The following is a 22,915-nucleotide window of genomic DNA, read 5'->3' as shown; positions in this document are numbered from 1 at the left end:
TCGGGGTTATACTGGGTAGTAACACGCCTTTTATCGCCAAATGTGCCGCGCGTACGAAACGGCCGGTGTCACGCAAAGTCCAGCATCGGCCACTCGTTTCCGACCGAACGAGGACGCTATATGCACCAGGAGCAGGTCATCGCAGCACCGCACGCTGCCGGCCCGGCCGGTCTGGTCACCGGTAGCTCGGCGATCGTCGTGCGTGCCACGTCGCCGGTGCTGGTCGGCCGGTCCGCCGAGCTGCGTGCGCTGGTCGACGTGGCGAGCCAGCCGCCCGCTGTCGTACTGCTGGAAGGCGAGGCCGGCATCGGCAAGAGCCGGCTGGTCCAGGAGCTGCTCCAGCAGCCGGAGCTGCGCCGGCACTGGGCCGCGGTCGGCTGGTGTCAGCCGCTGCGCGAGCCCTTCCCGTACGGCCCGATCGTCGACGCGCTCGGCAACGCGGCCGAGCAGCTCGACCGGCTGCAACGCGCCGGCCGTACGCTCAATCCGGTCGTCGGCGCGCTGCGTCCGTTGCTCGACGAGATCGCCGACCAGCTGCCACCGATGCCCGAGTCGCTGGGCGACGCGCGCGCCGAGCGGCACCGGATGTTCCGCGCGATCCGCGAGCTTCTGTCCACATGTGGCCCCACCCTGCTGGTCGTCGAGGACCTGCACTGGGCCGACGAGGGCACGCGCGACGTGCTCAACTTCCTGGTGGCGCAGCCGGCCGACAACGTCTGCGTGCTCGCCACCTACCGGCCGGAGGAGCCGGCGGCGGTGCCGCTGACCGGCGCGCACCGGCAGGGACCCGGCACGACGTCCGCGGTGATCCGGCTGGCGCCGCTGGACGAGGGACACGTCTCGCGGCTGACCGCCGCGCTGGTCGGCGAACCCGACGTCTCCTCCGACTTCGCCGGCCGGCTGTTCCACCGTACGGCCGGAATTCCTTTCGTCGTCGAGGAAACTCTGCACGCGCTGCGCGATCCGGCCGGAGCCGTACGCAGCACGGGCAGTGCCGCCGAGTCGCTGCTGGACAGCGTCGAGGTGCCGACGCTGCTGCGCCAAGGCATGGCCGACCGGCTCGACCGGCTGTCGCCGGAGGCCGTACTCGTCGCGCAGGCCGCCGCCGTGCTCGCGGTGCCGGCGTCGGCAGCGCTGGTCGGCGCGGTGGCCGACCTGTCGGAAATGGACACGGACGAAGGCATCGTCGCCGCGTTGCGCGCGGGCGTGTTGGTCGAGGCCTCGCCCAACCGATACGGATTCCGGCACGCGCTGGCGCGGCAGGCGGTGTACGACGCGCTCGACGGGCCATACCGCCGCGGCCTGCACGCGCGCGCGGCGTCGGTGCTGCGCGGCGAGCCGGAGCTGCCGCTCGTACAGATCGCCAAGCACCTGCGCGCCGCCGAGCAGATCGGCGAGTGGCTCGCGACCGCCGAGCGCGCGGCCGCGGCCGCACACGACAACGGCGACTCGGCGCTGGCGTGTGAGCTGCTGCTGGAGCTGATCGACGAGCCGACGATCTCCGGTGACCAGGTCAACCGGGTCGCGCGGTCCCTTGGCGCGTACGCGCTGGGGATGGTCGGCAGCGGCGGCATGATCGCCACTCTCGGCCAGCTGCTGGAGGACCCGCGACTGACCGGTCCGACCCGCGGTGAGCTGCGGTTTCACCGTGGCCTGCTGGCCCTGCGGCGATCCGGCAGCCTGGACGCCGGCCGCGCCGACCTGGAGCAGGCGGTCGCACAGATGGCCGACTCCAACCCGGCGTCCGCGCTGCTGGGCATGTCGGTGCTCGCGGTGGCCCAGTTTGGCGAGACTCCGGCGCGCGAGGCCGAGCGGTGGCTGCCGAAGGTCGCGCGGGGCATCCAGGAAACGGCAGATCTGGCCGTACGGTTCAGCGCTTCGGCCAACCACATGCACACGTTGATCCAGCTCGGCGACCCCGATGGCCTCAACCTGGCAGCGGACTTGCCGGAGCGGGCCGCTGACGCGGAGGAACGGCGAGCGTTGACGCGCGCTCATGCGAACGTTGCCGACGCATGCGGCTGGGTCGGCTATTTCCGTCCGGCGCGGCGGTTTCTACGGATCAGCCGCGAGCTGGCCGACGCCGGCGGCGGGGTGCCGTACGTGTGCAGTGTCAGCGACGCGACCGGCGCGCACCTGGACTGGTGGACTGGTCAGTGGCAGGGGTTGAGCCAGCGGTCCGAGGACCTGCTTGAGCGCTACATCGACGTACAGATCGTCGCCGACGAGCTGTCGTTGGTGTTGGCGTCGCTGGCGATCGCGGCCGGCGAGTGGGACAGCGCGCTGACCCGGCTCGACCGGCCGGGCCTGCGCAGTGCGGCGGAGTCGTGCGCGCCGATGGTCATCAGCGCGGCGGCGGCGCGAGCGCGGCTGCACCTGTCCCGCGACGAGGTGGCGGAGGCCGTTCTGGCCGTACGCGGCGCGATTTCGTTGGCTCGCCGCAAAGGCGTGTGGGTCTGGGCCGCCGAGCTGCTGCCGGTCGCGGTCGAGGCCTTCTGCCGGTCCGGGGACGTGCCGGCGGCACGCGTGCTGGTCGACTCGTACGGCAGCGGCATCGTCGGCCGCAGCGCGCCGCTCGCGCACGCCGGCCTGCTGCACGGGCTCGGGATTTTGCATTCGTACTCAGGAGAAAGCCGAGCGGCGGTCGCGCGGTTGACCGCCGCGGCCGACGCCTACGCGGCGCTGCCCGCGCCCTATGACGCCGCGCTGGCGGCGGAGCGAGCGGTGGTCGTACGCGGCGCGGACGCGGCGCACGAGCTCGGGCCGTTGGCCGAGACGTTCACCGCTCTCGGTGCGACACGCGACGCGGCACGGTGCCAGCATGCGTTGCGCGGCCACGGAAACGTCGTACGGTCCCGGCGCGGCCGGCGCGGTTACGGCGACGAGCTGTCGCCGCGCGAGAAGGACGTGGCGCGGCTGCTCGCGCGCGGCCACTCCAACCGCGAGATCGCCGAGGTGCTGTTCCTGTCTCCGCGTACGGTCGAGCATCACGTGGCGCGGGTGCTGCACAAGTCCGGCGCCCGGTCCCGCGCCGACCTGCGCGAGAGTTGAGAGGTCGCAGTTGCGTACGTAGGTAACCGGTGCGACTTTCGTATCGTGTCGTCGCACAGCGCTGTCGTTGGCGTACGCGCCGCGGCTAGCGTGAAGCACATGTTCAGGCGGCCGTTCTGGGACTCGCGCCGGGATGCGGTCACCGACATCCTGCTGGCCGCCGGCGTTGCGGTGCTCGGCGTGCCGGTGCTGATCGGCATCGTCTCGTGGCATGCCGACCAGCAGCGTCTGGTCCTGGAAATTCCGTGGTTTCTGCTGGTCACGCACGTGGTCGAGTCGGCGACGCTGCTCCTGCGCCGGCGCGTGCCGGTGCTGCTGTGCGGCCTCCAGCTGATCGCCTTCCTGTTCACACCGGCATACTTCCTGGTCACCACCGGCACGCTCATCGTCTCCGGCGACACGCTCAACGGCGCATGGGCCACGCTCGAGGCGCCGTTCGTCTGCTACGCCGCGATCGCGTACACCAGCGGCCGCAAGCGCGCATATGCGTGGGGATCGATCGCGATCATGACGATCATCGCCGTACGTCCATGGCAGCCGGGGGTCAACGCGATCGCCGGTGGCCTCGTCTTCACCGCGATCCCCGCGCTGCTCGGCCTTTACGTGTCGGCGCGCCGCCGGCTGATCCAGGCGCTGAAAGACCGCGCCGAGCGGGCCGTACGCGAGCAACACCGGCTCGCCGAGCAAGCGCGCGCGGAGGAACGCCGACGTCTCGCCTCGGAGATGCATGACGTCGTCAGCGATCGCGTCAACCTCATGGTGTTGCAGGCCGGCGCGTTGAGTGTCGCCGCCGACGAGGCGACCAGGACCGCCGCGACCGACCTCAGCGAAGCCGGTCGCCAGGCGCTCTCTGAGCTGCACGAGCTCCTTGGCGTGCTGCAGACCGCCCGCATGGAGGAGCCGGAACGACCGGAGACGCCGGCTTCGCTGCCTGATCTGTCGGCGCTCGTGGCAGACTCCGAAGCCGCAGGCGTACGCGTGACGCTGACCGAGGCCGGCAACCCGCTCATGACCTCACCGGCGGTCGCGCGTACGGCGTATCGCGTCGTCCAGGAGGCCCTGACCAACGTCCACAAGCACGCTCCGGACGCTGACGTGCGTATTCGTGTGCACTACGGCGCCGATCAGGTGCGTCTGACCGTACGCAACAGCGCCGCGTCGCCCGACAGGGCGCTCAGCCGCAGCGGCTCTGGTTCCGGACTGACCGGCCTGCGCCACCGCGTCGAGCTGGTGCATGGCGCCTTCCACGCCGGCCCCGACGGCGAAGGCGGGTTCGCCGTCGAGGTGACGTTGCCGGCGTACGTACCGACGGCGGCACACGCATGAGGTGGCCGCCGCCGGCCGACCGCTGGGACATCGGTTCGGTGATCGTCCTGCTCGTCCTCGTTGTCGCGACCGGCGTTGTCGGCGCACTGCCGTGGGTCGGCCATTTCGACACGCCAGGACCCTGGATCGCGCTCGCCATCGAGGCGATGATCTCGCCGATTTTCCTGTGGCGCAAGGAAATCCCGATTCTCTCCGGAGTCGTCGGCACCCTCGGATCGCTGTTGGCCGTGCTGCTGTCACCGCCGGCCGAGACCGGCCAGCTGTCGGTTTTCCTGTCGGTGAACGTGTGGATGCAGATTTCCACCAGCGTGACGGTCAACAGCATGGTGCATTACGGCAAACGTACGCGCCGAGTGTGGATCATCTGGGGACTGCTCGCCGTGGTCACGGTCGTCGCGGCACGGCCGTGGGATCCACATTTTGGCTCTGTCTATGGTGGTCTCACGCTGATCAGCGCCCCAGCGCTGGTCGGTGCGTACCTTGCCGCGCGCGGCCGGCTCGTCCAGGAGCTGCGCGAGCGCGCCGAGCAGGCCGAGCGCGACCAGGAGCAGGCGGCCGAGCTGGCCCGCGCGCAGGAGCGGATGCGGCTCGCCTCCGACCTGCACGACGTGGTCACGCACCGGATCAGCCTGATGGTGTTGCAGGCTGGCGCGATCCGGATGTCCACTGTGGACCCGGAGGTGCGCGAAGCGGCCGAGCGGCTGCGTACCGTCGGCTGTGAGGCACTTGAGGAGTTGCGAGACATGATCGGCGTTTTGCGTATCGACGTGAAGGAATTGGCATGATCCGCGTGGTGGTGGTCGACGATGAGCCGATGGTTTGTGCGCACCTGCGGACAATTCTCGGCTCGGCCGATGACATCGAGGTGGTCGACGTGGCGCACGACGGCGCCGCGGCGGTGGAGTCGGTCGTACGGGAGCGGCCGCGCGTCGTGCTGATGGACCTGCGGATGCCCGGCGTCGACGGCCTGACCGCCATCGAACGGATCAAACAGCTGCCGGATCCGCCAGCGGTGGTCGCGTTGACGACCTTCGACGCCGACCAGTATGTCGTACGGGCTTTGCGCGCCGGCGCGGCCGGTTTCCTGGTGAAATCGACGCCGCCCGAGGACCTGATCGGTCTCGTACGCGTCGCCGCCGACGGTCACACCGTGCTGTCTCCGGCGGCCGCGCGCCGGCTCGTCGCCGCGTCCGCCGGTGAGCAGGACGTGCGCGACCGGGCCCGGAAACTGGTGCGCGGCCTCACCGAACGCGAGATCGACGTGCTCACCTGCCTCGGCGAAGGGCTGTCCAACGCGCAGATCGCCGAGCGGCTCTTCCTGTCCGAGGCGACCGTCAAAGGCTATGTGTCGCGGATGCTGGTGAAGCTGGACTGCGCCAACCGCACGCAGGCCGGCCTGCTCGCCTACGACGCCGGCCTGGTCACCCGCTGACCTGTTTCGGCCACGAATTGGCGATATTGCCGCTGTAGAGTCCTTTTGCCGTCTGCGCGAGGAGTCTGCATGCGTACTCGAATCGCCGCCGCCGTCACCGCTTTGGCTCTCCTTTATCCGACACCGGTCGTGGCACGACCGCCAGATCGTGCGTCTGTCGTCGCTGGCGACGCGCGTTTCGAGGTGTTGTCGCCGACGCTCGTACGGATGGAATACGCCGGTGACGCGAAGTTCGTCGACGCGGCGACCTTCAACGCGATCGGTCGGGCCAGCTTTCGGCCTCCCGCTTTCAGCACGGAGCGCAAAGACGGCTGGCTGACGATCCGTACGAGCGCGCTTTCGTTGCGATACAAGCTCGATTCCGGTCCGTTCACCGCCGACAACGTCGCCGTGCGGCTGGCCAACGGCGTGACCGCGCGGCCGACCTTTCCCGCCGCCGCCGAATGCGCGGCTGGCGCGCTCTGCGAGGCGGAAAACGCCAGCCTCGACGGAGTCTCGGTCGCTGCCGACCACAGTGGCTACACCGGCAGCGGGTTTGTCGCCGGCTTCGAGCAGAACGGCGGCTCGCTGACCTACCAGCTCAAGGTCGCGACCGCCGGCCCGTACGTTTTCCGCGCCCGCTATGCCAATGCGGTCGGCGGCGATGGCCAGAGCGTCACGCGTACGCTCACACTGACGGTCGACGGCACCGCGCACACGCTCACGCTTCCGGTCACCGGCAGCTGGGACACCTGGGGTTTCACCAGCGCCGACCTGTCGTTGACGGCGGGCAAACATTCGATCTCGGTCAGCAAAACCGCCGCGGACTCCGGCCATGTCAACCTCGACAGCCTGGCGGTGACCGCGCCAGATGCCGGATATCCTCCTGGGCAACTGGTCAAGTCGTGCACGTACGGCGCGATCTGCGAGGCGGAGAACGGAAATCTTTCCGGTGGCGCGTCGGCGCAGACCGACCACAACGGATTTTCCGGTGACGGTTTCGCGGCTGGCCTGACGGTTGCCGGCGCCTCGGATGCCGTGCGGATCACCGGCCTGCCGGCGGATGGCGCGTACGATCTGCAGCTGCGCTATGCGAATGTCGGGACGCCGCGCTCTGTTTCCGTCGACCAGTCGCGCGTCACATTGGCGCCGACCAGCAGCTGGGACTCGTGGCGGATCGTGTCCGTGCCGGTTTCGTTGCGAAAAGGCGACAACACCGTCACGATCGGCTGTCCTGACGCCGACTCGTGCCACCTCAACCTCGACACCGTGGCGGTCACCACAGCCGGCGCCGCACAGCTGCTGCCGCACGCGCCACTCGGCGGATATCGGCGTGGCCTCGACGGGGTGAACGGCTCGGCGCGTACCACGCCCGGCCTGCTCTACCAGGACGGTTGGTATCTCCTCGACGACACCGCGTCGGCCATCTTCGACGGCGCGGCGGTCAGTCCACGACCCGGTCACGGCGGCACGCCATACCAGGACGGCTATCTTTTCGGCTACGGCACGGATTTCCAGCATGGTCTGAGCGACCTCGCCACGCTGACCGGACCGTCGATCCTGTTGCCGCGCTGGGCCTACGGCGTGTGGTATTCGAAATATTACGACTACCACGAAAGCGACTATCGAGCGATGCTGGCGAAGTTTCGCTCGGAAGGCGTGCCGCTGGACGTACTCGTCACCGACACCGACATCAAGTCGCCGGACACCTGGGACGGCTGGCAGATCGACACCACGAAGTTTCCCGATCCGACCGGATTCTTCGACTGGTCGGCGTCGATGGGACTGCACAACACGATCAACATCCATCCGAGCGTACTGAGCACCGATCCGCAGTTTGCCCAGGCGATGGCCACGGCGAAAGGAAAACTCACCAAGGCCGCCTCCGGTTGCTACACCGACACCTCACACCAGGGTGACTGCTATGTCTTCGACTGGTCCGATCCCGACCAGCTCAAGGCGTATTTCGACCTGCACAAGGGGATGGAGCGGCAGGGCGTCGACTTCTGGTGGCTGGACTGGTGTTGCGAGCCGTCGCGGTATTCCGCCGCCGGCGTGACACCGGACGCCTGGATCAACTACCAATACGCCAACCGCAACGGTTTCGCCTTCTCGCGTGCCTTCGGCTCGTTGCAGGCCGGTGGCTACAGTGGCCAGCAGGGCCTGCCGACCGGACCATGGGCTGACAAGCGGACGACCGTACACTTCACCGGCGACACCACGTCGAGCTGGGACACGCTGCGGTTCGAGGTCGGCTACACACCTGGCGAGGCGGCGTCCACCGGCCTGTCGGCGACCAGCCACGACATCGGCGGTTTCAACGCCAACCAGGCAAACCTGCCGGACGACCTCTACGTGCGCTGGTCGCAGCTGGCGGTCTTCCAGCCGATCTTCAGATTTCACGGCAACCACAGCAACCGGCTGCCGTGGGAATATGGCGACGCGGCGCGGGTTTCGGTGGAGAAGTCGATGAACCTGCGCGAGCGGCTGGTGCCGTACACCTATTCGTTGGCACGACTGGCAAACCGCACCGGCGTGCCGATCGTACGACCGACGTATCTGCAGTATCCCAACGATCCCGACGCTTACGCGGCGGCCGGCGGCGAGTATTTCTACGGCCCGGACGTGTTGGTGGCGCCGGCGACCGATCCGGGGACGACCGCGACGACCTCGGTGTGGGTCCCGCCAGGCAGCTGGACCGACTATTTCACCGGCAGGACCTACACCGGACCGTCCACAGTGGACGTCAAGACGGACTGGTCGACGATGCCGGTGCTCGTACGCGCTGGCGGCATTCTTTCGTTGCGCAGCACCAATGTGGCCAATGACGTACAGAACCCGCTGACCGCGGCAACCCTCGACGTGGCCGTCGGCGCGAACGGGAGGTACGCGCTCGCCGAGGACGGTGGCGCGACGACCGCCGTCTCGTACGCGGATGCCGCACACCGGCTGACAATCGCGCCAGCGCGGCAGCGGACCTGGACCGTACGCTTTCTCGGCGCGACCGCTCCACGACTGGTGCTCGTCGACGGCCGGCCAACCACCGCCTGGCAGTGGAACGCCGACGCACGTACGCTCACCGTCAACCTCGGCACGCACACCACCGTCTCGTACCACTAACCGCCAAATCCCACTCCCGCCGCCCGCAAGTGACGTTGGAGGCAGCCTGAGCCGGGGGTGCCTGGTCTTCTGTGACAACAACGATTGTCCGGCGCGGACCTGCGTCGACACCGTTACTGCGCCAGAGCCCGGCTCACCGACACACTGGGGATGCCGGTCGATCTGCTTCCTGACCGGGAAGCGGATACATTCGCCGACTGGATGCGCAAACACCCTGGGACCGAACTGATCTGCAGAGACCGCCGGCGCGTACGCTGCGGCGCGAGGACGAGGGCTCCAACAGCGGTGCAGGTGGCCAACCGGTGGCGCCTAGAGAGCGGGTCGATTCTGGCGAACTTCGATCTCCTCCAGGGAATGGCTGTAGGGCCGGAATCCATCTCGGAAAGTGGGCCAAAACCAAAACCGCTCCGACTTTCTTACGCAGAGAGCCGAAACCTGGTTTGGAATCACCGTTTGCAGGTGATATCATGGGAACATGCGTCTCGACTATGGGTGATGCGATCAGCCTGGTCGACCCGGCGGTGATCGGCGGACGCAGCATGCCGCTGGACATCGGCACCAGCACACGAACCATCAGCCCCGCGCTACGGCGCGCACTGATCCTGCGCGATGTCGGATGCGCCTTCCCGGGGTGCGATCGCCAGGCGCACTGGTGCGAAGGCCACCACGTACGCTTTGTGCGTTTCGGCGGAGAAACCAAGCTCCACAACCTCGTGCTGCTGTGCTTCGCACATCACCAAATCGTGCACCATTCGCAAATGGAAAATCAAAATGCGCGGAGGGATCCCGTACTTCATCCCACCAGCGTTCATCGACCCGACCCGCACGCCGATACGGCACGCCCGCTACAGCATGAAATGCTGAGCCGACCCAGCATCTTGCCTGCGCCTGTCCGCACCCGAAAAGCGACCCCTCGCGTCGGTTCTCGGTAGCCACCGCCACCAGCCAGTCCCGTTGCACACCTGGCGACCTCAATACTGGTACGCCAGCGGCGCATCCACGGCCGGCCTATCGTCATGCGCACAACACGGCGATCCTGACATGCCATAGGCGGTCGTGATCAGGTAATGCTTGACTGCCCAGTACCAGCGTGAATGGCTGGCGCGTTCCGCTGGACCGGATTCTGGCCGGCGCGCTCCACCACGACTTTCCGCTTTTGACACCTGCACTGGACAAATTCGACGACCTCCCCGCAACCTCGGGCCGAGTCCCACGGGCGCCGAGCGACCGTCGTAGCGCCGGCCTCGATCAGTCCCAACGCGACCGGAAACCCGCCGCCCCGTTTACGGTACTGACATAGGATGCTAGCATTGGACCTTGTGACCGAGGACGTGAAGCAGTTCAAGGTGTATCTGCCGGTGGAGCTGATCAAGCAGCTCAAGCACCACGCCATCGAGGCGGAGATGTCACTCTCCGCGCTGGTCACCGACGCTCTTCGCGGCTATCTCGCCACCACCTCGAACAAGGAGAAATGACATGACCACCGAAGGCATCGAAGGCGTTTTCCTGGAGACGCACAACTGGGGAAAGTCGGCGAAGTTCTTCCAGAAGCTCGGCTATGAGGTGCGGTTCTCGTCCGACGACGGCTCCGGCGTGCTGCAGAACGGCACCGCGCCCTACCTGGTGTTGGTCGAGGTGCCGGAAAGTCAGCAACCGCAGATGCAGCTCGTGCTGAAGGTCACCGATCCCGGCTCGTTCCAGCCGGACGTGGACGTGGTGACGCCGTTCGAGGACACGCATTACGGCGCCAAGCGGATGACCGTACGCGACCCGGACGGCCGGCTGTGGAGCATCGAAGCCAAATGAGCCGCAAATCGTGGACGTTGACGGTCGTCTGCGCGGCGTCTTTCATGTTGCTGCTCGACGTCACGATCGTCAATGTCGCACTGCCGGACATCCAGCACGGCCTGACGGCAAAGCTGAGCGACCTGCAGTGGGTCACCGACGCGTACGCGCTGACACTGGCCGCGTTGCTGCTGACCGCCGGCTCGTTCGCCGACCGGTGTGGCCGGCGCAGAGTTTTCCTTGTCGGGCTGGCGATTTTCACACTGGCGTCGTTGATTTGCGGCGTCGCCGGCAGTCCGTTGATGCTGATCGCGGCGCGTGCGGTGCAGGGTGTCGGCGGGGCGATCGTGTTTCCGACTTCGTTGGCATTGCTGGCAAGCACGTTCCAGGGTAAAGAACGCGGCATGGCCTTCGGTGTGTGGGGTGCGGTGGCCGGCATGGCCACCGCGCTCGGTCCGCTCGTCGGCGGCGCGATCGCGACCGGCATCGGCTGGCGTGGCATTTTCCTCGTCAACCTGCCGATCGGTGCCCTCACCATCGCCATCGCGGCGTTCATGGTCGACGAGTCACGTTCGCCGCACGCCGCGCGGATCGACTGGCCTGGTGTGGTTTCCTTCACCGCAGGCCTTTTCAGCCTCGTGTACGGCCTGATCCGCGCCACCGACACCGGCTGGACCGAGGCCGGCGTAATCGTCTGTTTCGGCCTGGCCGCGGTCTTCCTGACCGCCTTCGTGGTGATCCAGTCGCGCGTACGCGAGCCGATGTTCGACCTGTCTTTGTTGCGTACGCCCACATTTCTCGGCGGCTCGGTCGCCGCCTTCGCCATGAACGGCGCGTTGAACGCGATGTTTCTCTACATCGTCCTCTACCTGCAGAGCGGCCTCGGCATCAGCGCGTTCGGCACCGGCCTGCGGCTGCTGATCGTGTCGGCCGGCTCGGTCATCGCCGCGACGGTCGCCGGCCGGTTGTCCAGCCAGCTGCCGGTGCGCTGGCTGATCGGCCCGGGCCTGGTGCTGGAAGGCATCGGCCTGCTGGCGATGCTCGGCCTGGACGCGCGCTCCGACTGGACACATCTGGTGCCAGGACTCGTCATTTCCGGCGTCGGCATCGGTCTGGTCGCGCCGCCGCTCAGCTCGACCGCCGTCGGTGTGGTGCCGGTGCACCGCTCCGGCATGGCCTCCGGCATCAACCAGACCTTCCGACAGCTCGGCATCGCGGTCGGCATTGCCTTGTACGGCACGATGTTCTCGGCCTCGATGCGCACCGGCAGCGGTTTTCCGACCGCTCTCAACGAACTTCTGCTGACCAGCGGCGTCGTGGCCGTCGTCAGCGGCGTCGCCGCCTTCGGGTTGATCCGTACGAAGGACTTCGTCGCTACGGCAGGCCCCACGGTGGCGCCGGCTCCGACGCCGGCACGTCACGGGGTCGCGGATCCGGCCGCTCGCCTCGACGGCTGACAACCGCGCTGCGGCCTTGCCGCAGCGGCACCGAAATCCGGCCGTCGCCAGCCGGTTTCCACGGCAGGCGGCGGCCGTTTTCGTCGCGTACGTCGATGTCGCCGGCTATGCCGTGCTGCAGGACGAGCGCTGCGCCGGCCTCACTGCGGATCCTGACCCACTCCGTAGCGCCGGCTTTCCTCGACGCATCCAGCAAAAACGCACCTTGGCAGCGGATGTTCTGGATGCTGGCCTCCGGCCAGCTCGCCGATATCGACGGAAAGACCTTCACGACGCCGTGTGCACTCTGCGACACCATGTCCAGCAGCGACTGCGCGCCGGTGAGGGGACTCTCCAGCGCGAAGTTGTTGCCCTCGCGATACATGGTGTTCGGCGTGATCTGTGTGTCGCCGATGACCGTGCCGTCGATGAAGGCACGCAGATATCGCAGTGCTTCCTCCGGCGAGTTCATCACCGACGCCATCGATGATGCGACGGCCAGGCTGTAGCCGTGCCACAGGCTCTGCATGCCGGCCCAGTGGTCGAAACTCTGCCGCATGAGCGCTGGATCGCTCGCCTCCTGCAGCGGATAGAGCCACAACAAATGCGAGAAATGCCGATGCGAGCTCGACAGCGGTACGTCCTTGCCGATCATCACGCCGGTCGCGTCGCGGTGATATGGCACCAGCTTCACCAGAATGTCGCGCCATCGCTGGATCGGCTCAGCGCCAGCGGCCACCAATGTCCGGCAGGCCCAGCGGATCAGCGACAGGTCGTACGTGCAGTCCTCGGCGTCGGCGTACTCCGGCGACCTCGTCAGCGCCAAATGCAGATATCCGTCTGCCTGCGGGGAAAGGAAATGCGCGTAGAAGTTCACCGCCTTGCTCAGGATCGGCACGATGATCTCACCCAGGATCCGCCGGTCCATCGTGTGCCGATAGGTCAGCCAGACGTTGTGCACAGCCCAGATCAGGTTGCCGGTGTTGTCGGTTTTCGTGCTCGTACCGGGGATTCCGACGGTCTTCGCGCCGGGTCGCAGCAGCCAGTCGGACGGATGCGCGAGTGCGTAGGACTGCCCGTCGCGATATTCCTCCGGCACCGACAGCGCCAGGTTCTCGCGCGAGCGGTACAGCGTGTTCGTGACCGCGTCGAGCTCGTGATGGTTGGAGCCCTGGATGTGCCAGTATGCGATCTGGACGTTGAGATTCCACCAGACGGCGGTCCAGTTGTTGCCTTTGGCCGGAAACCAGGGTCCCCACTCGGTGACCACCGGCGCATCGGCTCTGGTCGCCGCGGCCGTCTTGTAGAGCTGGATCCAGTAGAACCGCTGGATCTTCTTGTCGGGCACCGACACCAGGCTGCGCACGTAAAAGGCGTTCCACCAACGCCGGTGCTTGACGATCAGCGGCTCGTACGTGGAAAGCGCTGATCGTACGCTGGCGATCGCCTGGGCTTTGCCTGTCGTGGACGGAAACCCGTAGTTCACTGTCGCGGCCAGCAGGCGGCGCGTACCGATCTGCCTTTCTTGCCAAGCAGTCGTGTAGCCGCCGCCAGCCGACAGCGGCTGCTCGGCATAGCCGTCGCCGAGATTCACCGGCGGATTGCCGGCATAGTCCGGCGGCTTGGGGTTGCGGGTCGTGGCCGCCGGCAACGGCGTGAACGTCCACGCGGCGTCTCGTTCGCCATCGCTCGGCACCAGCTCGACGAGCAGGATGCCGCGGTCGTTTTGCACCAGTGCCGCGAAAGACGTGCTTCCCCGCGTCGTGGTCACCGTGCCGGTCAGCTCGGCATTCCACAGGTCGAGGGTCCAGTCGACCGCCGTGATGCTTCCCTGGAAAATGAGAGCAAGTGAGCCGATCGGCAGCCGCGACAGGCCGACGGCGGCGACCCACTGCGGGCGCTGGTCGATGACTTTGGTGTGGCTGAGCATGAAAGTCAGGCTGTTGCCGGCACCTCGATAGACCTGCACGCCGAGCAAACCGTTGCCGAGAAACGGAGCATCCTGCCAGCTGGCCGGCGGCCGCTTCCAGACCATCGCGGCATCGGCCACAATGTCGGCGTGTACGCCGGCTGGCCAGCGCACCGGCAGGCCAGCGCCTGCCACACCGACCAGCGCGGAGGTCGCACCGAGGAACGTACGCCGAGACACCATTGAGCCATCTTCGATCGGAAAGATCCGATAGGCAATAGGATCGACCGTTCTAGGCCGCGGCGGTCACCCGGTCGACCGCGGCGATGACCGCCGCGGCGCCATCCTCGGCGGTGACCCGCGCCGCCAGCGCTTTTGCCGTGACCGCGTACGAAGGATCCTCGACAGCCTGCCGGATCAGCGCGGCCAGCGGCTCGGCGGTCAGGTCCCTGAGCCGGATGGCACCGGGACTGACCCCCAACCGGCCGAGCCGTGCGGCCCAGAACGGCTGGTCGGCGATCACCGGCACACCGACGGCCGGCACCGCGGCCCGTACGCCGGCTCCGGTCGTGCCGGCACCGCAGTGGTGCACGACCGCCGCCATCCGTGGAAAGAGCCAGTCGTGCGGCGCACTGCCGATCCGCAGGATGTCGTCGCCAGCCACATCCAGCCCGGCCCAGCCAGCCTGGACGACGGCGCGCACGCCGGCGGATCTCACCGCCGCGGCAACGACTTCGCCGATGCTGCCGCCGTGACCACCAGCCATGCTGCCGAAACCGACGAAGACCGGCGCCGGACCGGCGGCCAGAAAGGAAACCAGCTCGGCCGGCGGCGTCCATGACGACTCGGCCGGCCACCAATAGCCGACCACCTCTATCCCCGGCCGCCAGTCCGCCGGTCGCGGCACGATCTCGGGACTGAAACCATGCAGCAGCGGCCAGTGCCGATCGTCGGTCATCTCGATCCGGACCGCGCCGACGCCGCGAGCCGGAAGTCCCAGCGTACGGCAGAAATCCTTGAGCGGTCCGTCGAGATTGTTGGGAATACGCGCGAGCAGCCGAATCAGCGATCGGTTTCCCCATTTTCCGAGCGAACGCGCACCGTACGCGGCCGGCGCGAACTCCTCGGTCGGCGCTCCCGGAAACAGCTCCAGCCCGATCGTCGGGATGCTCATCGCCCGACCCACCAGATAGCCGTGCACCTGCGCCGCCCGCTGCAGCAACAAGACATCGGCGCCTTCGCAGGCCGGCACGATGCCGGCGGCCACGTCGTCCATCAACTGCCGGCTCAGCTGGAGATTCACCTTTATGCCGCGCAGTCCCCCGCCGGCCTCGGCCCACTCCGCGTTGGCGGCCAGCAGTTCCTGGATGTTGCCAGGAATAACGCGAAACTCGCATCCGGTCGCGCGTACGGTGTCGGCGAAGATCCGCTGCGTCGCGATCGCCACGTCATGGCCGGCCGATCGCAGCCGCATGGCCAGTCCGGTGAAAGGTGCGATGTCGCCACGCGATCCAACCGCCACGATGACGATTTTCATCTACCTGCCTCATAACGCCGCCACAGCGGTTCGATTTCCTGGTCAAACCAACGGAAAATGTCGTGGGCGGCGCGTACGCGCGCGGATCGCGGCGAGCCCTCGCCGAGCAGCTGGACGCCGTCGCCGGTGATTTTCGCGAAAGCCGCGACCAACTGGAAACGCTGACGCAGGACCTGCGACCACGCGTTGTCGTCGATGCGGAAATACGTCGTACGGCCGCCGGCGCGAGTCAGCCGCCGCACCATGCCGGACGCGACCAGCATCCGCATGGTCGAGGTCAGCGACGCGCGGCTGGCGCCGGTCGCCTCGACGATGTCGGCGGCCGACTGCTCGGCCGGGTCGCACACCATCAGCCAGCCGAGCACCCGGCCGGTGATCGGCGGCCAGCCGGCCATGCTGGCGAAGAACGTGGCCACTTGCTCGGACCACGCGCGCAACTCTTCGAGGTCAGGTTCGCCCACCCGACTTACATTAGTCGCTACAAGTTTCAGTCACAACTGAAATCAGACGCCGCGTACGAGGCCTCCGTCGACGCGCAGACGCTGGCCGGTGATGTACGCGGCGGAGGCCGAGCAGAGGAAGGCGGCCGCCGACGCGAACTCCTGGACGGTCCCATAGCGGCCAGCGGGGATCGACCGCTGCGACCGGAACTGCACCTCCTCGACCGTGATGTCGTGCGCCTGAGCAGCGCGTTTGTCCATGTCGTCGACACGAGCGGTGGAGATGCGGCCGGGCAGCAGGAGGTTGACGGTCACGCCGCTGGTCGCCAGCTGGTCGGCGAGCATCTTCAGGTACGCGGCGAGCGCGCTGCGGAACATGCCGGAGGTCGCGAGATTCTCGATCGGCTGGTCGATCGAGGTGGAGCTGACCGCGACGATCCGGCCCCAGCCGCGCTCGCGCATGCCCGGCAGGCAACCGGCCACCAGCCGCAGATGGCCGTAAAGCAGCAGCTCAGCGGCATCGCGCGCCATCTCCTCGGTCACCTCGAGCGCGGTCGCCGGGGGCGGTCCGCCGCCGTTGAGGACCAGGATGTCGACCGGTCCGAGCCGGTCGGTGACCTCGGTGACCGCGGCGCTCGTGCTGGCCGCGTCGCGTACGTCCAGGTCGACGCCAATCGCGCCGTCGAGCCGCTCCGCCTCGGCGCGCACCAGGTCCGCTCGCCGCGCACCGAGCGCCACGCGTACGCCTTCGGCCGCGAGCGCCGTCGCGATGCCGAGACCGATGCCGCTGGACGCGCCGCCGACCAGCGCCACCTTGCCGTCAAGTCCAAGCTCCATGATCAGACCTTAGAGGCCGTCCGGAAGCTGTGGTGGTCGAGAGTCGAGATCCAAACGTCGTCTGCCGGTGCCGGCAGGCGGCGTTTGGGCTCGGCTATCGGCCGCCACAGCTTTTGGACGGCCTCATAGCTAGGGTTTGGTTTATGGGCCTGACGGATGCGGCGTACGAGATCTATCGGCGACGGTTGCTGCGGCAGCTTTCCGGCGGTCCGCTGCCGCGGCACGTCGGCCTGATCATGGACGGCAACCGGCGGTGGGCCAGGCAGGCCGGCTTCGACAACCCGAGTGTCGGTCACCGCTACGGCGCCGAGCACGTCGAGGACCTGCTGGCCTGGTGCGCCGGTCTGGGCATCGACCACGTGACGGTTTTCGTCGCCTCGCTTGACAATCTGACCTCACGCGCAGACGCGGAGGTGAGATATCTGCTTGAGCTCATCGAAACCGTGGTCGCCGACCTGCTTTCGCGTCCGGAAAGCCGTTGGCAGGTGCACATCGCCGGCCGGGTCGACGCACTGCCCGACTCGACCGCGCACGCGTTGAAGTGCGCCGTCGACGCGACCCGCGACCGCGCCGACGCCGGCCACGTCACGATCGCGGTCGGCTATGACGGCCAGCTGGAGATCGTCGACGCCGTACGGGCATTGCTGCTGGACAGCGAAAAGTCGCTTGCCGAGCTGGCCGAGACGCTGACCGCCGAGGACATCGGCCGCTATCTCTACTCCGCCGGCCGGCCGGACCCGGAGCTGATCATCCGCACCAGCGGCGAGGTGCGCTCGTCCGGTTTCCTGTTGTGGCAGTCGGCATATTCCGAGCTCTACTTCTGCGACGCATACTGGCCGGCGTTCCGGCAGATCGACTTTCTCCGCGCGTTGCGGTCGTACGCGGCACGAGCCGGCCGCTGACTCAGACGAGCGCCGTGCCGATGAGACCGTTGCGGGTCACCACGTCGACCAACTGTTCCTCGGAGAAACCGGCCGTCGACTCCGGCCGGCGCGGCACGACCAGATAGCGCGTTTCCGCGCTGGAATCCCAAACCGTGACCTCCACACCGGGATCCAGGTCGGTGCCGAACTCGGCGAGCACGCCGCGCGGGTCGCGGACCACCCGCGACCGGTAGGCCTCACTCTTGTACCAGCTCGGCGAAGGACCGAGCAGCGCGATCGGATAGCAGGAGCACAGCGTACAAACGATGACGTTGTGGGTTTTTTCGTCGTTGGCAACGACTCTGAGCCGCTGGTCCTGCAGGCCGCCACCCATCGACATCCCCAGCTCGGCGATCGCCGCGTTGCCGTCTGCCAGCAACCGCGTGCGAAAACCCTCGTCGAGCCAGGCACGCGCGACGAGCTTCTTGCCGTTGGCGGGCGTCGCTCGTTTCAGGTAGGCGTCCAGCGCCTCGTCGAGCACCCTGCCGTCGACCAGGCCACGTTCTTCGAGCAGCGTCTCCAAAGTGCGCACCCGGCGCGAGATCTCGGCATCGGAGTGGTCGCCGCTCACGTCGCCTCCTCCAGATAACTTTCCCACAGATCAAGGACAACGCTGTGGTTGCCGCGGCCCCACAGATCGGCTGCGGTGAACCGTACGGCATAGACCGTCTCGACCGGCGCGTCCGGCAGGCTCTGTGCGCGCGCGTCCGGCAGCGGATGGCGGCCTTCCCGCTCGACCACGACACCACACTGACCGCGCGCGTAACGCGGCAGCCGCGTGTGGTGCGCGGGATCGACGGCGCGGGTCCGTACGCGCGCGCCTGGCGCGAACCGGTCAGCCATCGAGCTCACCGGCCGACACGACGCCTTTTCGCAGCAACAGCGCGCAAATCGCATGATACCAGCGCTCGTAATAGGACGAGCGCAGATAGAGCCGCGGCGGTAACTGCTCGATCGCGTCGCGGAACTCGTCCAGGTTGTAGACGCCCTGGCGGACCAGCGTGCTGTTCAGGCCGAAGACCCGCGCCTCCCAGTCGGCGTGGAACGGCTCGCCGTCGTCGCTGGTGTCGATGGGCGCGAACCCCTGCATGCCGCCGACATCGTTGATCCTGGCCATAAGCCGCATCCTAGTGGTGTGTTTCTGGAATGGGATGCCGGTTCGGAAACACACCACTAGACCTTGCGCGGTGATTCTACGCTGCCAAGCATGCGGATTCCGACGATTGCCCTGCTGTGTGCCGCACTGCTCGTCGCCGGATGTACGGCGACAGAGCCGAAAGGCTCCACGGCCGGCCACGCCGTGCCGGCGGCGATGCCGCAGCGGTCGTACCAGCCGACGGTGACCGTAAGCGACAGCCGCGGCCTGACGGCTGCATTGAAAAACGCCAAAGCCGGTGACGTGATCCGGCTGGCCGACGGCACGTACGCGGGCACGTTCGTCCTCAGCGCGAAAGGCACCAGCCAGCGGCCGATCGTCGTCACCGGCTCGGCAAAAGCCGTGCTCGACGGCGGTGGCGTCAAGAGCGGCTATGGATTTCACCTGATGGACAGCGCTTTCGTCGTGTTGCAGGGATTCACCGTCACCAACGCACAGAAAGGGATCGTCGTCGACCACACGTCGTCCAGCACGATCGACGCGGTGACCGTACGACACATCGGCGACGAAGCGATCCACCTGCGCGATTTCAGCTCCGACAACGTCGTCCAAGGCTCGTCGGTCAGCGACACCGGCTTGCGGCGGGCGGCCTTCGGCGAAGGCATTTACCTTGGCTCCGCCGAAAGCAACTGGAAGAAGATCAGTGGCGGACAGCCGGACGCCTCGCTGCGCAACCGCGTGATCGGCAACCACATCGGACCGGACGTACGCGCCGAAGGAATCGACATCAAGGAAGGCACGTCCAACGGCGAGATCCGCGGCAACACCTTCGACGGGCACGGCATCGCCGGTGAGAACCACGCGGACAGTTGGATTGACGTCAAAGGAAACGCCTACGTGATCGCGGCCAACCGCGGCAGCTATCTGCCGGCACTGCCGGACGGCGGGGACGGATTCCAGACCCACGTGGTCGACAAGGCCGGCGCCTACGGCCGGATGAATGTTTTCACCGGAAACACCGCGGATCTCGGCGACGCGACCGGCTATGGCTTTCGCATCGACGCGAAAGGGCCGGGCAACATCGTCTGCGCTGACAACAAAGTCACCGCCGCCGAGGCCGGTGTCGCCAACGTGCCAGTCGCCAAATCCTGTCCGGCGCACTGATTCTTACGACGGCGTACGCTCAGCCGCCGGCACCGGTGACGCCGACGGCGCGCGACCGACGGCTCGCTCGATGACGCCGGCGACCACCAACACGACGAGGTTCACGACGAGCCCGACGATGCCGATGTTGACGTTGCCGAACAGGTGCGGAGCCCAGAACGTCAGGTAGATGACCACGATCTCGCTGACGACCAACGCCACCAGGATCGGCACCTTGCTCACCCATCGCTTGCGCAGCAAGCCAAGTAGGTTGGCCGGCGCCAGCTGCACGGTGCCACTGTAGGTCAGCAGCAGCAGGTTGGCCAGCAGGTCCGGCCGTACGATCGCCAGCACCAGAGCCAATCCGCAGGCGCCGACGATCGTGCCGTGGTTGATCCAGAACTGGCCACGCTCGTTGCGTACGCGCGCGATGTTTCGCGCCACCAGCGAGGAAATGCCGATCAGGATGCCGGCGGCCGGCACCATCGCGGTGGCGATCGCGGCGACCACGATCAACCCGGTGGCCCACCCCGGCAGCACCTGCTTGGTCAACGTCAACAGCACCGCGTTGGAGGAACTGTCCTTTGACAGCACCAAAAGCGCCGCGAAGCCGACGACCATCGGAAACGCGATGCACAGACCGTACAAGGGCATCCAGGTGTAGTTTCGGCGCAACACCTTGGGATCGCGCGCCGACAGCAGCGGAGCCCACTGGTGCGGCAACGTCATCAACGCGACACCGATCGCACTCACGATCATGCTGCTGGCAAACCACGCCTGGTCGTTTGGACCGGCGTGCAGGACCAGCTTGTCCGGGTGCAGCTGCTGGATCCGCTCGAACATCGCGCCGATGCCACCGGCGAAATGCACCGGGATCGCGATCAGCAGGACAAGGAGCACCACCAGCATGATGGCGTCCTTGAAATACGAGGTGACCGCGACGCCGCGCAATCCGGCCCACAGCACGAAAGCGACGACGAGCACGAAGCCGATCACCATGCTCAGCGTGCTCGACGCCGCGTCGCCGGTGACCAGCTTGACGATCAGGCCGAGGCCAGTGATCTGCAACTGCAGATACGGCAACACGAAAATCACGCCGAGCACGGCCGACAGCGTGCCAAGCGTACGACTCTGGAACCGGTCCTCCAGATAGTCGCCCTGGGTCAGATAACCGCGTTCGCGGCCGAGCGACCACAGGCGGTGCGCGATGAAATACAGCACGGCATAAGCGATCGGCACGTACGGCAGCGCGTAAAAGGCCGCCACACCGCCAGTGAACGCCAGGCCGGCCATGCCGAGAAAGGTGAAGGTCGTGAAGATCTCGCCGGCCTGCAGAAACCACATGCTGACCGCGCCGACTTTCCGGCCGCCGACGGTCCATTCGGTGAGATCCGCGGCCGGCCGGCGGCGGCCGACGAAGCCGAGCACGCCGATCAGGACGATTCCGGCGAACGTGAACGCGAGGATCATTTCTCGTCCTTTCCGGCAAACGTCAGCCGCTCGACGAGCAACAGCGCCGGGGTCAGCAGCGCCACCCAGACCACCGACCAGACCATGATCCGCGGCATCCCCAGCCACAGTCCGGTGGTGTTCAGGAAGGGCAGCACCGGCGTCAACACCAGTGCCAGTGCCGGCACAGCGGGGATGAGATAGTACGGACGCACAGCGCCTCCCGGTTTACCTGAGCCTTCGCGTGGCGAGCTCGGCCAACAACGCGGCGCCGTCGGCGATCACGCTGTCGTCGAAGGCCGCGATCGGCGAGTGGTTTCCTGGTGCCGTCAACGGATCCGCGGACGTGGTCGCGCCGAGAAAGACGAACGCGCCGGGGACCCGGTCGAGCACCCTGGAGAAGTCCTCCGAGCCGGCGACGGGGTTTTCCAGCCGCTCAAAGCGATCCTCGCCGAAGACCTCGCGCGTGGTCTGGGCGACGAACTCGTACTCGGCCGGATCGTTGGCGGTGATCGGATACTCCCCCTCACAGCGCACCTCGATGTCCAGGCCGTACGCCGCCGCGATGCCCTCGCACACGCGCACCGCCTCGGCCCGGATGGTTTCCCTGGCATCCCTGGAAAAAGACCGGATGGTCGCCTCGAAGACGGCGTCGTCGGGGATGACGTTGCGGCGCGTACCGGCACGGAAATAGCCGACCGTCAGCACGGCGGGGTCGAAGATGTAGATGCTCCTGGTCACCATCGTCTGCAGCGCGCCGACCATCTCACAAGCCGCCGGCACCGGATCCTTGGCGCGGTGCGGACTCGAGCCGTGCCCGCCGGCGCCGATCACGCGTACAAACAGGCCTTCGGAGGCCGCCATCAGCGAACCCGGCCGAGTGCGGAACGCGCCGAGCGGATATTCGTTGGAGATGACGTGCAGTCCGTACGCCCGTTCCACCGGCCGTCCGGCCGCGTCGAGGACTCCTTCCTCCACCATGTGCCGCGCGCCGTCGTGGCCCTCTTCGCCGGGCTGGAACATGAAAACCACGTCGCCGGCGAGTTCTTCCTTGCGGGCGGCCAACAACCGCGCCGCACCGACCAGGCCGGCGGCGTGCAGGTCGTGTCCGCACGCGTGCATCGCGCCCTCGTGCCGCGAGCTGAACTGCTCGCCGGAGCGCTCGGTGACCGGCAACGCGTCCATGTCGCCGCGCAACAACACGACCGGACCGGGTTTGCCGCCGCGGAGAACACCAACGACCGATGACACGTTTTTGCCGGTGGTGACCTCCAGCGGCAGGCCGTCCAGCGCGGCCAGCACTTTTTCCTGCGTACGCGGCAACCGCAGGCCGATCTCCGGGATCTGGTGCAACTCGCGGCGCAGCGCGACCAGTTCGGCGCTCAGCTCGGCGGCATCCGTACGCAGGCTCATGAACCCTCCCAGTGCTGACCAGCAGTGTCCGTCAACTGT

21 protein-coding genes are annotated in these 22,915 nt (G+C 67.3%); 10 read left to right on the top strand and 11 right to left on the bottom strand.

Annotation, left to right across the window (positions count from 1 at the left end; all coding sequences use genetic code 11):
- The first annotated feature begins 120 nt into the window (after positions 1 to 120).
- The 5 genes from GNX95_RS20075 to GNX95_RS20055 all read left to right on the top strand — a co-directional run bounded on the left by GNX95_RS20075 (position 121) and on the right by GNX95_RS20055 (position 8,908).
- Complete coding sequence (locus GNX95_RS20075) at positions 121 to 3,051, top strand: ATP-binding protein (RefSeq protein ID WP_163508938.1); 2,931 nt, start codon at positions 121 to 123, stop codon at positions 3,049 to 3,051.
- A gap of 99 nt (positions 3,052 to 3,150) precedes the next feature.
- Positions 3,151 to 4,377 carry a sensor histidine kinase gene (locus GNX95_RS20070; RefSeq protein ID WP_163508937.1) on the top strand — a complete coding sequence of 409 codons (1,227 nt, stop codon included), beginning with the start codon at positions 3,151 to 3,153 and terminating at the stop codon, positions 4,375 to 4,377.
- Positions 4,374 to 5,162 carry a sensor histidine kinase gene (locus tag GNX95_RS20065; RefSeq protein WP_163508936.1) on the top strand — a complete coding sequence of 263 codons (789 nt, stop codon included), beginning with the start codon at positions 4,374 to 4,376 and terminating at the stop codon, positions 5,160 to 5,162. Before GNX95_RS20070 ends, GNX95_RS20065 begins: the two co-directional genes overlap by 4 nt.
- On the top strand, positions 5,159 to 5,809 hold the full coding sequence (locus GNX95_RS20060; RefSeq protein WP_163508935.1) for a response regulator: 651 nt from the start codon (positions 5,159 to 5,161) through the stop codon (positions 5,807 to 5,809). The genes GNX95_RS20065 and GNX95_RS20060 overlap by 4 nt, the downstream gene beginning before the upstream one ends.
- 69 nt (positions 5,810 to 5,878) lie before the next feature.
- Positions 5,879 to 8,908: a TIM-barrel domain-containing protein gene (locus tag GNX95_RS20055; protein WP_163508934.1), complete on the top strand. Its 3,030-nt coding sequence runs from the start codon at positions 5,879 to 5,881 to the stop codon at positions 8,906 to 8,908.
- Positions 8,909 to 9,492: 584 nt separating this feature from the next.
- On the opposite strand, the gene GNX95_RS20050 is transcribed toward GNX95_RS20055, so the two are convergent.
- Positions 9,493 to 9,705 (bottom strand): hypothetical protein, encoded by a 213-nt coding sequence (locus GNX95_RS20050; RefSeq protein ID WP_163508933.1) that lies wholly within the window; start codon positions 9,703 to 9,705, stop codon positions 9,493 to 9,495.
- A 504-nt stretch (positions 9,706 to 10,209) separates the two neighbouring features.
- On the opposite strand from GNX95_RS20050, the gene GNX95_RS20045 reads away from it, so the two are divergent.
- The 3 genes from GNX95_RS20045 to GNX95_RS20035 are packed head-to-tail and all read left to right on the top strand — an operon-like array spanning position 10,210 to position 12,150.
- Entirely contained in the window at positions 10,210 to 10,383 is a 174-nt protein-coding gene (locus tag GNX95_RS20045; RefSeq protein ID WP_163508932.1) for a ribbon-helix-helix domain-containing protein, read from the top strand.
- A gap of 1 nt (position 10,384) precedes the next feature.
- Positions 10,385 to 10,714, top strand: a complete 330-nt coding sequence (locus GNX95_RS20040) for a VOC family protein (RefSeq protein ID WP_163508931.1) — start codon at positions 10,385 to 10,387, stop codon at positions 10,712 to 10,714.
- Entirely contained in the window at positions 10,711 to 12,150 is a 1,440-nt protein-coding gene (locus tag GNX95_RS20035) for an MFS transporter (RefSeq protein ID WP_163508930.1), read from the top strand. Before GNX95_RS20040 ends, GNX95_RS20035 begins: the two co-directional genes overlap by 4 nt.
- On the opposite strand, the gene GNX95_RS20030 is transcribed toward GNX95_RS20035, so the two are convergent.
- Genes GNX95_RS20030 through GNX95_RS20015 form a run of 4 tightly spaced genes read right to left on the bottom strand, consistent with a single transcriptional unit; the run spans position 12,068 to position 16,852 of the window.
- Positions 12,068 to 14,281 (bottom strand): glycosyl hydrolase family 95 catalytic domain-containing protein, encoded by a 2,214-nt coding sequence (locus GNX95_RS20030; RefSeq protein ID WP_163508929.1) that lies wholly within the window; start codon positions 14,279 to 14,281, stop codon positions 12,068 to 12,070. The genes GNX95_RS20035 and GNX95_RS20030 overlap by 83 nt on opposite strands.
- 49 nt (positions 14,282 to 14,330) lie before the next feature.
- Positions 14,331 to 15,575, bottom strand: coding sequence for a glycosyltransferase (locus tag GNX95_RS20025; protein WP_163508928.1), 1,245 nt, complete (start codon positions 15,573 to 15,575; stop codon positions 14,331 to 14,333).
- On the bottom strand, positions 15,572 to 16,036 hold the full coding sequence (locus GNX95_RS20020; protein ID WP_163508927.1) for a GbsR/MarR family transcriptional regulator: 465 nt from the start codon (positions 16,034 to 16,036) through the stop codon (positions 15,572 to 15,574). Before GNX95_RS20020 ends, GNX95_RS20025 begins: the two co-directional genes overlap by 4 nt.
- Positions 16,037 to 16,078: 42 nt before the next feature.
- Positions 16,079 to 16,852, bottom strand: coding sequence for an SDR family oxidoreductase (locus GNX95_RS20015; protein ID WP_163508926.1), 774 nt, complete (start codon positions 16,850 to 16,852; stop codon positions 16,079 to 16,081).
- 143 nt (positions 16,853 to 16,995) lie between these two features.
- On the opposite strand from GNX95_RS20015, the gene uppS reads away from it, so the two are divergent.
- Positions 16,996 to 17,754 (top strand): polyprenyl diphosphate synthase, encoded by a 759-nt coding sequence (gene uppS / locus GNX95_RS20010; RefSeq protein ID WP_163508925.1) that lies wholly within the window; start codon positions 16,996 to 16,998, stop codon positions 17,752 to 17,754.
- Between the two features lies 1 nt (position 17,755).
- Here the strand turns inward: uppS and GNX95_RS20005 are convergent, their stop codons facing one another.
- The 3 genes from GNX95_RS20005 to GNX95_RS44060 are packed head-to-tail and all read right to left on the bottom strand — an operon-like array spanning position 17,756 to position 18,892.
- Positions 17,756 to 18,346, bottom strand: a complete 591-nt coding sequence (locus GNX95_RS20005; protein ID WP_163508924.1) for a nitrile hydratase subunit alpha — start codon at positions 18,344 to 18,346, stop codon at positions 17,756 to 17,758.
- Positions 18,343 to 18,618, bottom strand: coding sequence for an SH3-like domain-containing protein (locus GNX95_RS44065; protein WP_187369665.1), 276 nt, complete (start codon positions 18,616 to 18,618; stop codon positions 18,343 to 18,345). The genes GNX95_RS20005 and GNX95_RS44065 overlap by 4 nt, the downstream gene beginning before the upstream one ends.
- Positions 18,611 to 18,892, bottom strand: a complete 282-nt coding sequence (locus GNX95_RS44060; protein WP_163508922.1) for an SH3-like domain-containing protein — start codon at positions 18,890 to 18,892, stop codon at positions 18,611 to 18,613. The genes GNX95_RS44065 and GNX95_RS44060 overlap by 8 nt, the downstream gene beginning before the upstream one ends.
- 90 nt (positions 18,893 to 18,982) lie before the next feature.
- Between GNX95_RS44060 and GNX95_RS19990 the strand changes: the two genes are divergently transcribed.
- Positions 18,983 to 20,035 (top strand): right-handed parallel beta-helix repeat-containing protein, encoded by a 1,053-nt coding sequence (locus GNX95_RS19990; RefSeq protein WP_163508921.1) that lies wholly within the window; start codon positions 18,983 to 18,985, stop codon positions 20,033 to 20,035.
- 3 nt (positions 20,036 to 20,038) lie between these two features.
- Here GNX95_RS19990 and GNX95_RS19985 read toward each other — a convergent pair whose 3' ends face one another.
- From GNX95_RS19985 to GNX95_RS19975, 3 genes are read right to left on the bottom strand one after another with little or no spacing between them, the layout of a single operon-like run.
- Positions 20,039 to 21,484 (bottom strand): sodium:solute symporter family protein, encoded by a 1,446-nt coding sequence (locus tag GNX95_RS19985; RefSeq protein WP_163508920.1) that lies wholly within the window; start codon positions 21,482 to 21,484, stop codon positions 20,039 to 20,041.
- A complete protein-coding gene (locus tag GNX95_RS19980) occupies positions 21,481 to 21,678 on the bottom strand; it encodes a hypothetical protein (protein ID WP_163508919.1) in 198 nt (65 codons plus the stop codon). Before GNX95_RS19980 ends, GNX95_RS19985 begins: the two co-directional genes overlap by 4 nt.
- Before the next feature lie 13 nt (positions 21,679 to 21,691).
- Positions 21,692 to 22,876 carry a M20 metallopeptidase family protein gene (locus GNX95_RS19975; protein WP_163508918.1) on the bottom strand — a complete coding sequence of 395 codons (1,185 nt, stop codon included), beginning with the start codon at positions 22,874 to 22,876 and terminating at the stop codon, positions 21,692 to 21,694.
- Positions 22,877 to 22,915 lie beyond the last annotated feature (39 nt).

The sequence above is a fragment of the Fodinicola acaciae genome, assembly GCF_010993745.1.
Classification (GTDB): domain Bacteria; phylum Actinomycetota; class Actinomycetes; order Mycobacteriales; family HKI-0501; genus Fodinicola; species Fodinicola acaciae.
The sequence above is the reverse complement of the archived record's forward strand: the minus strand, read 5'-3'. Positions and strand labels throughout refer to the sequence as shown.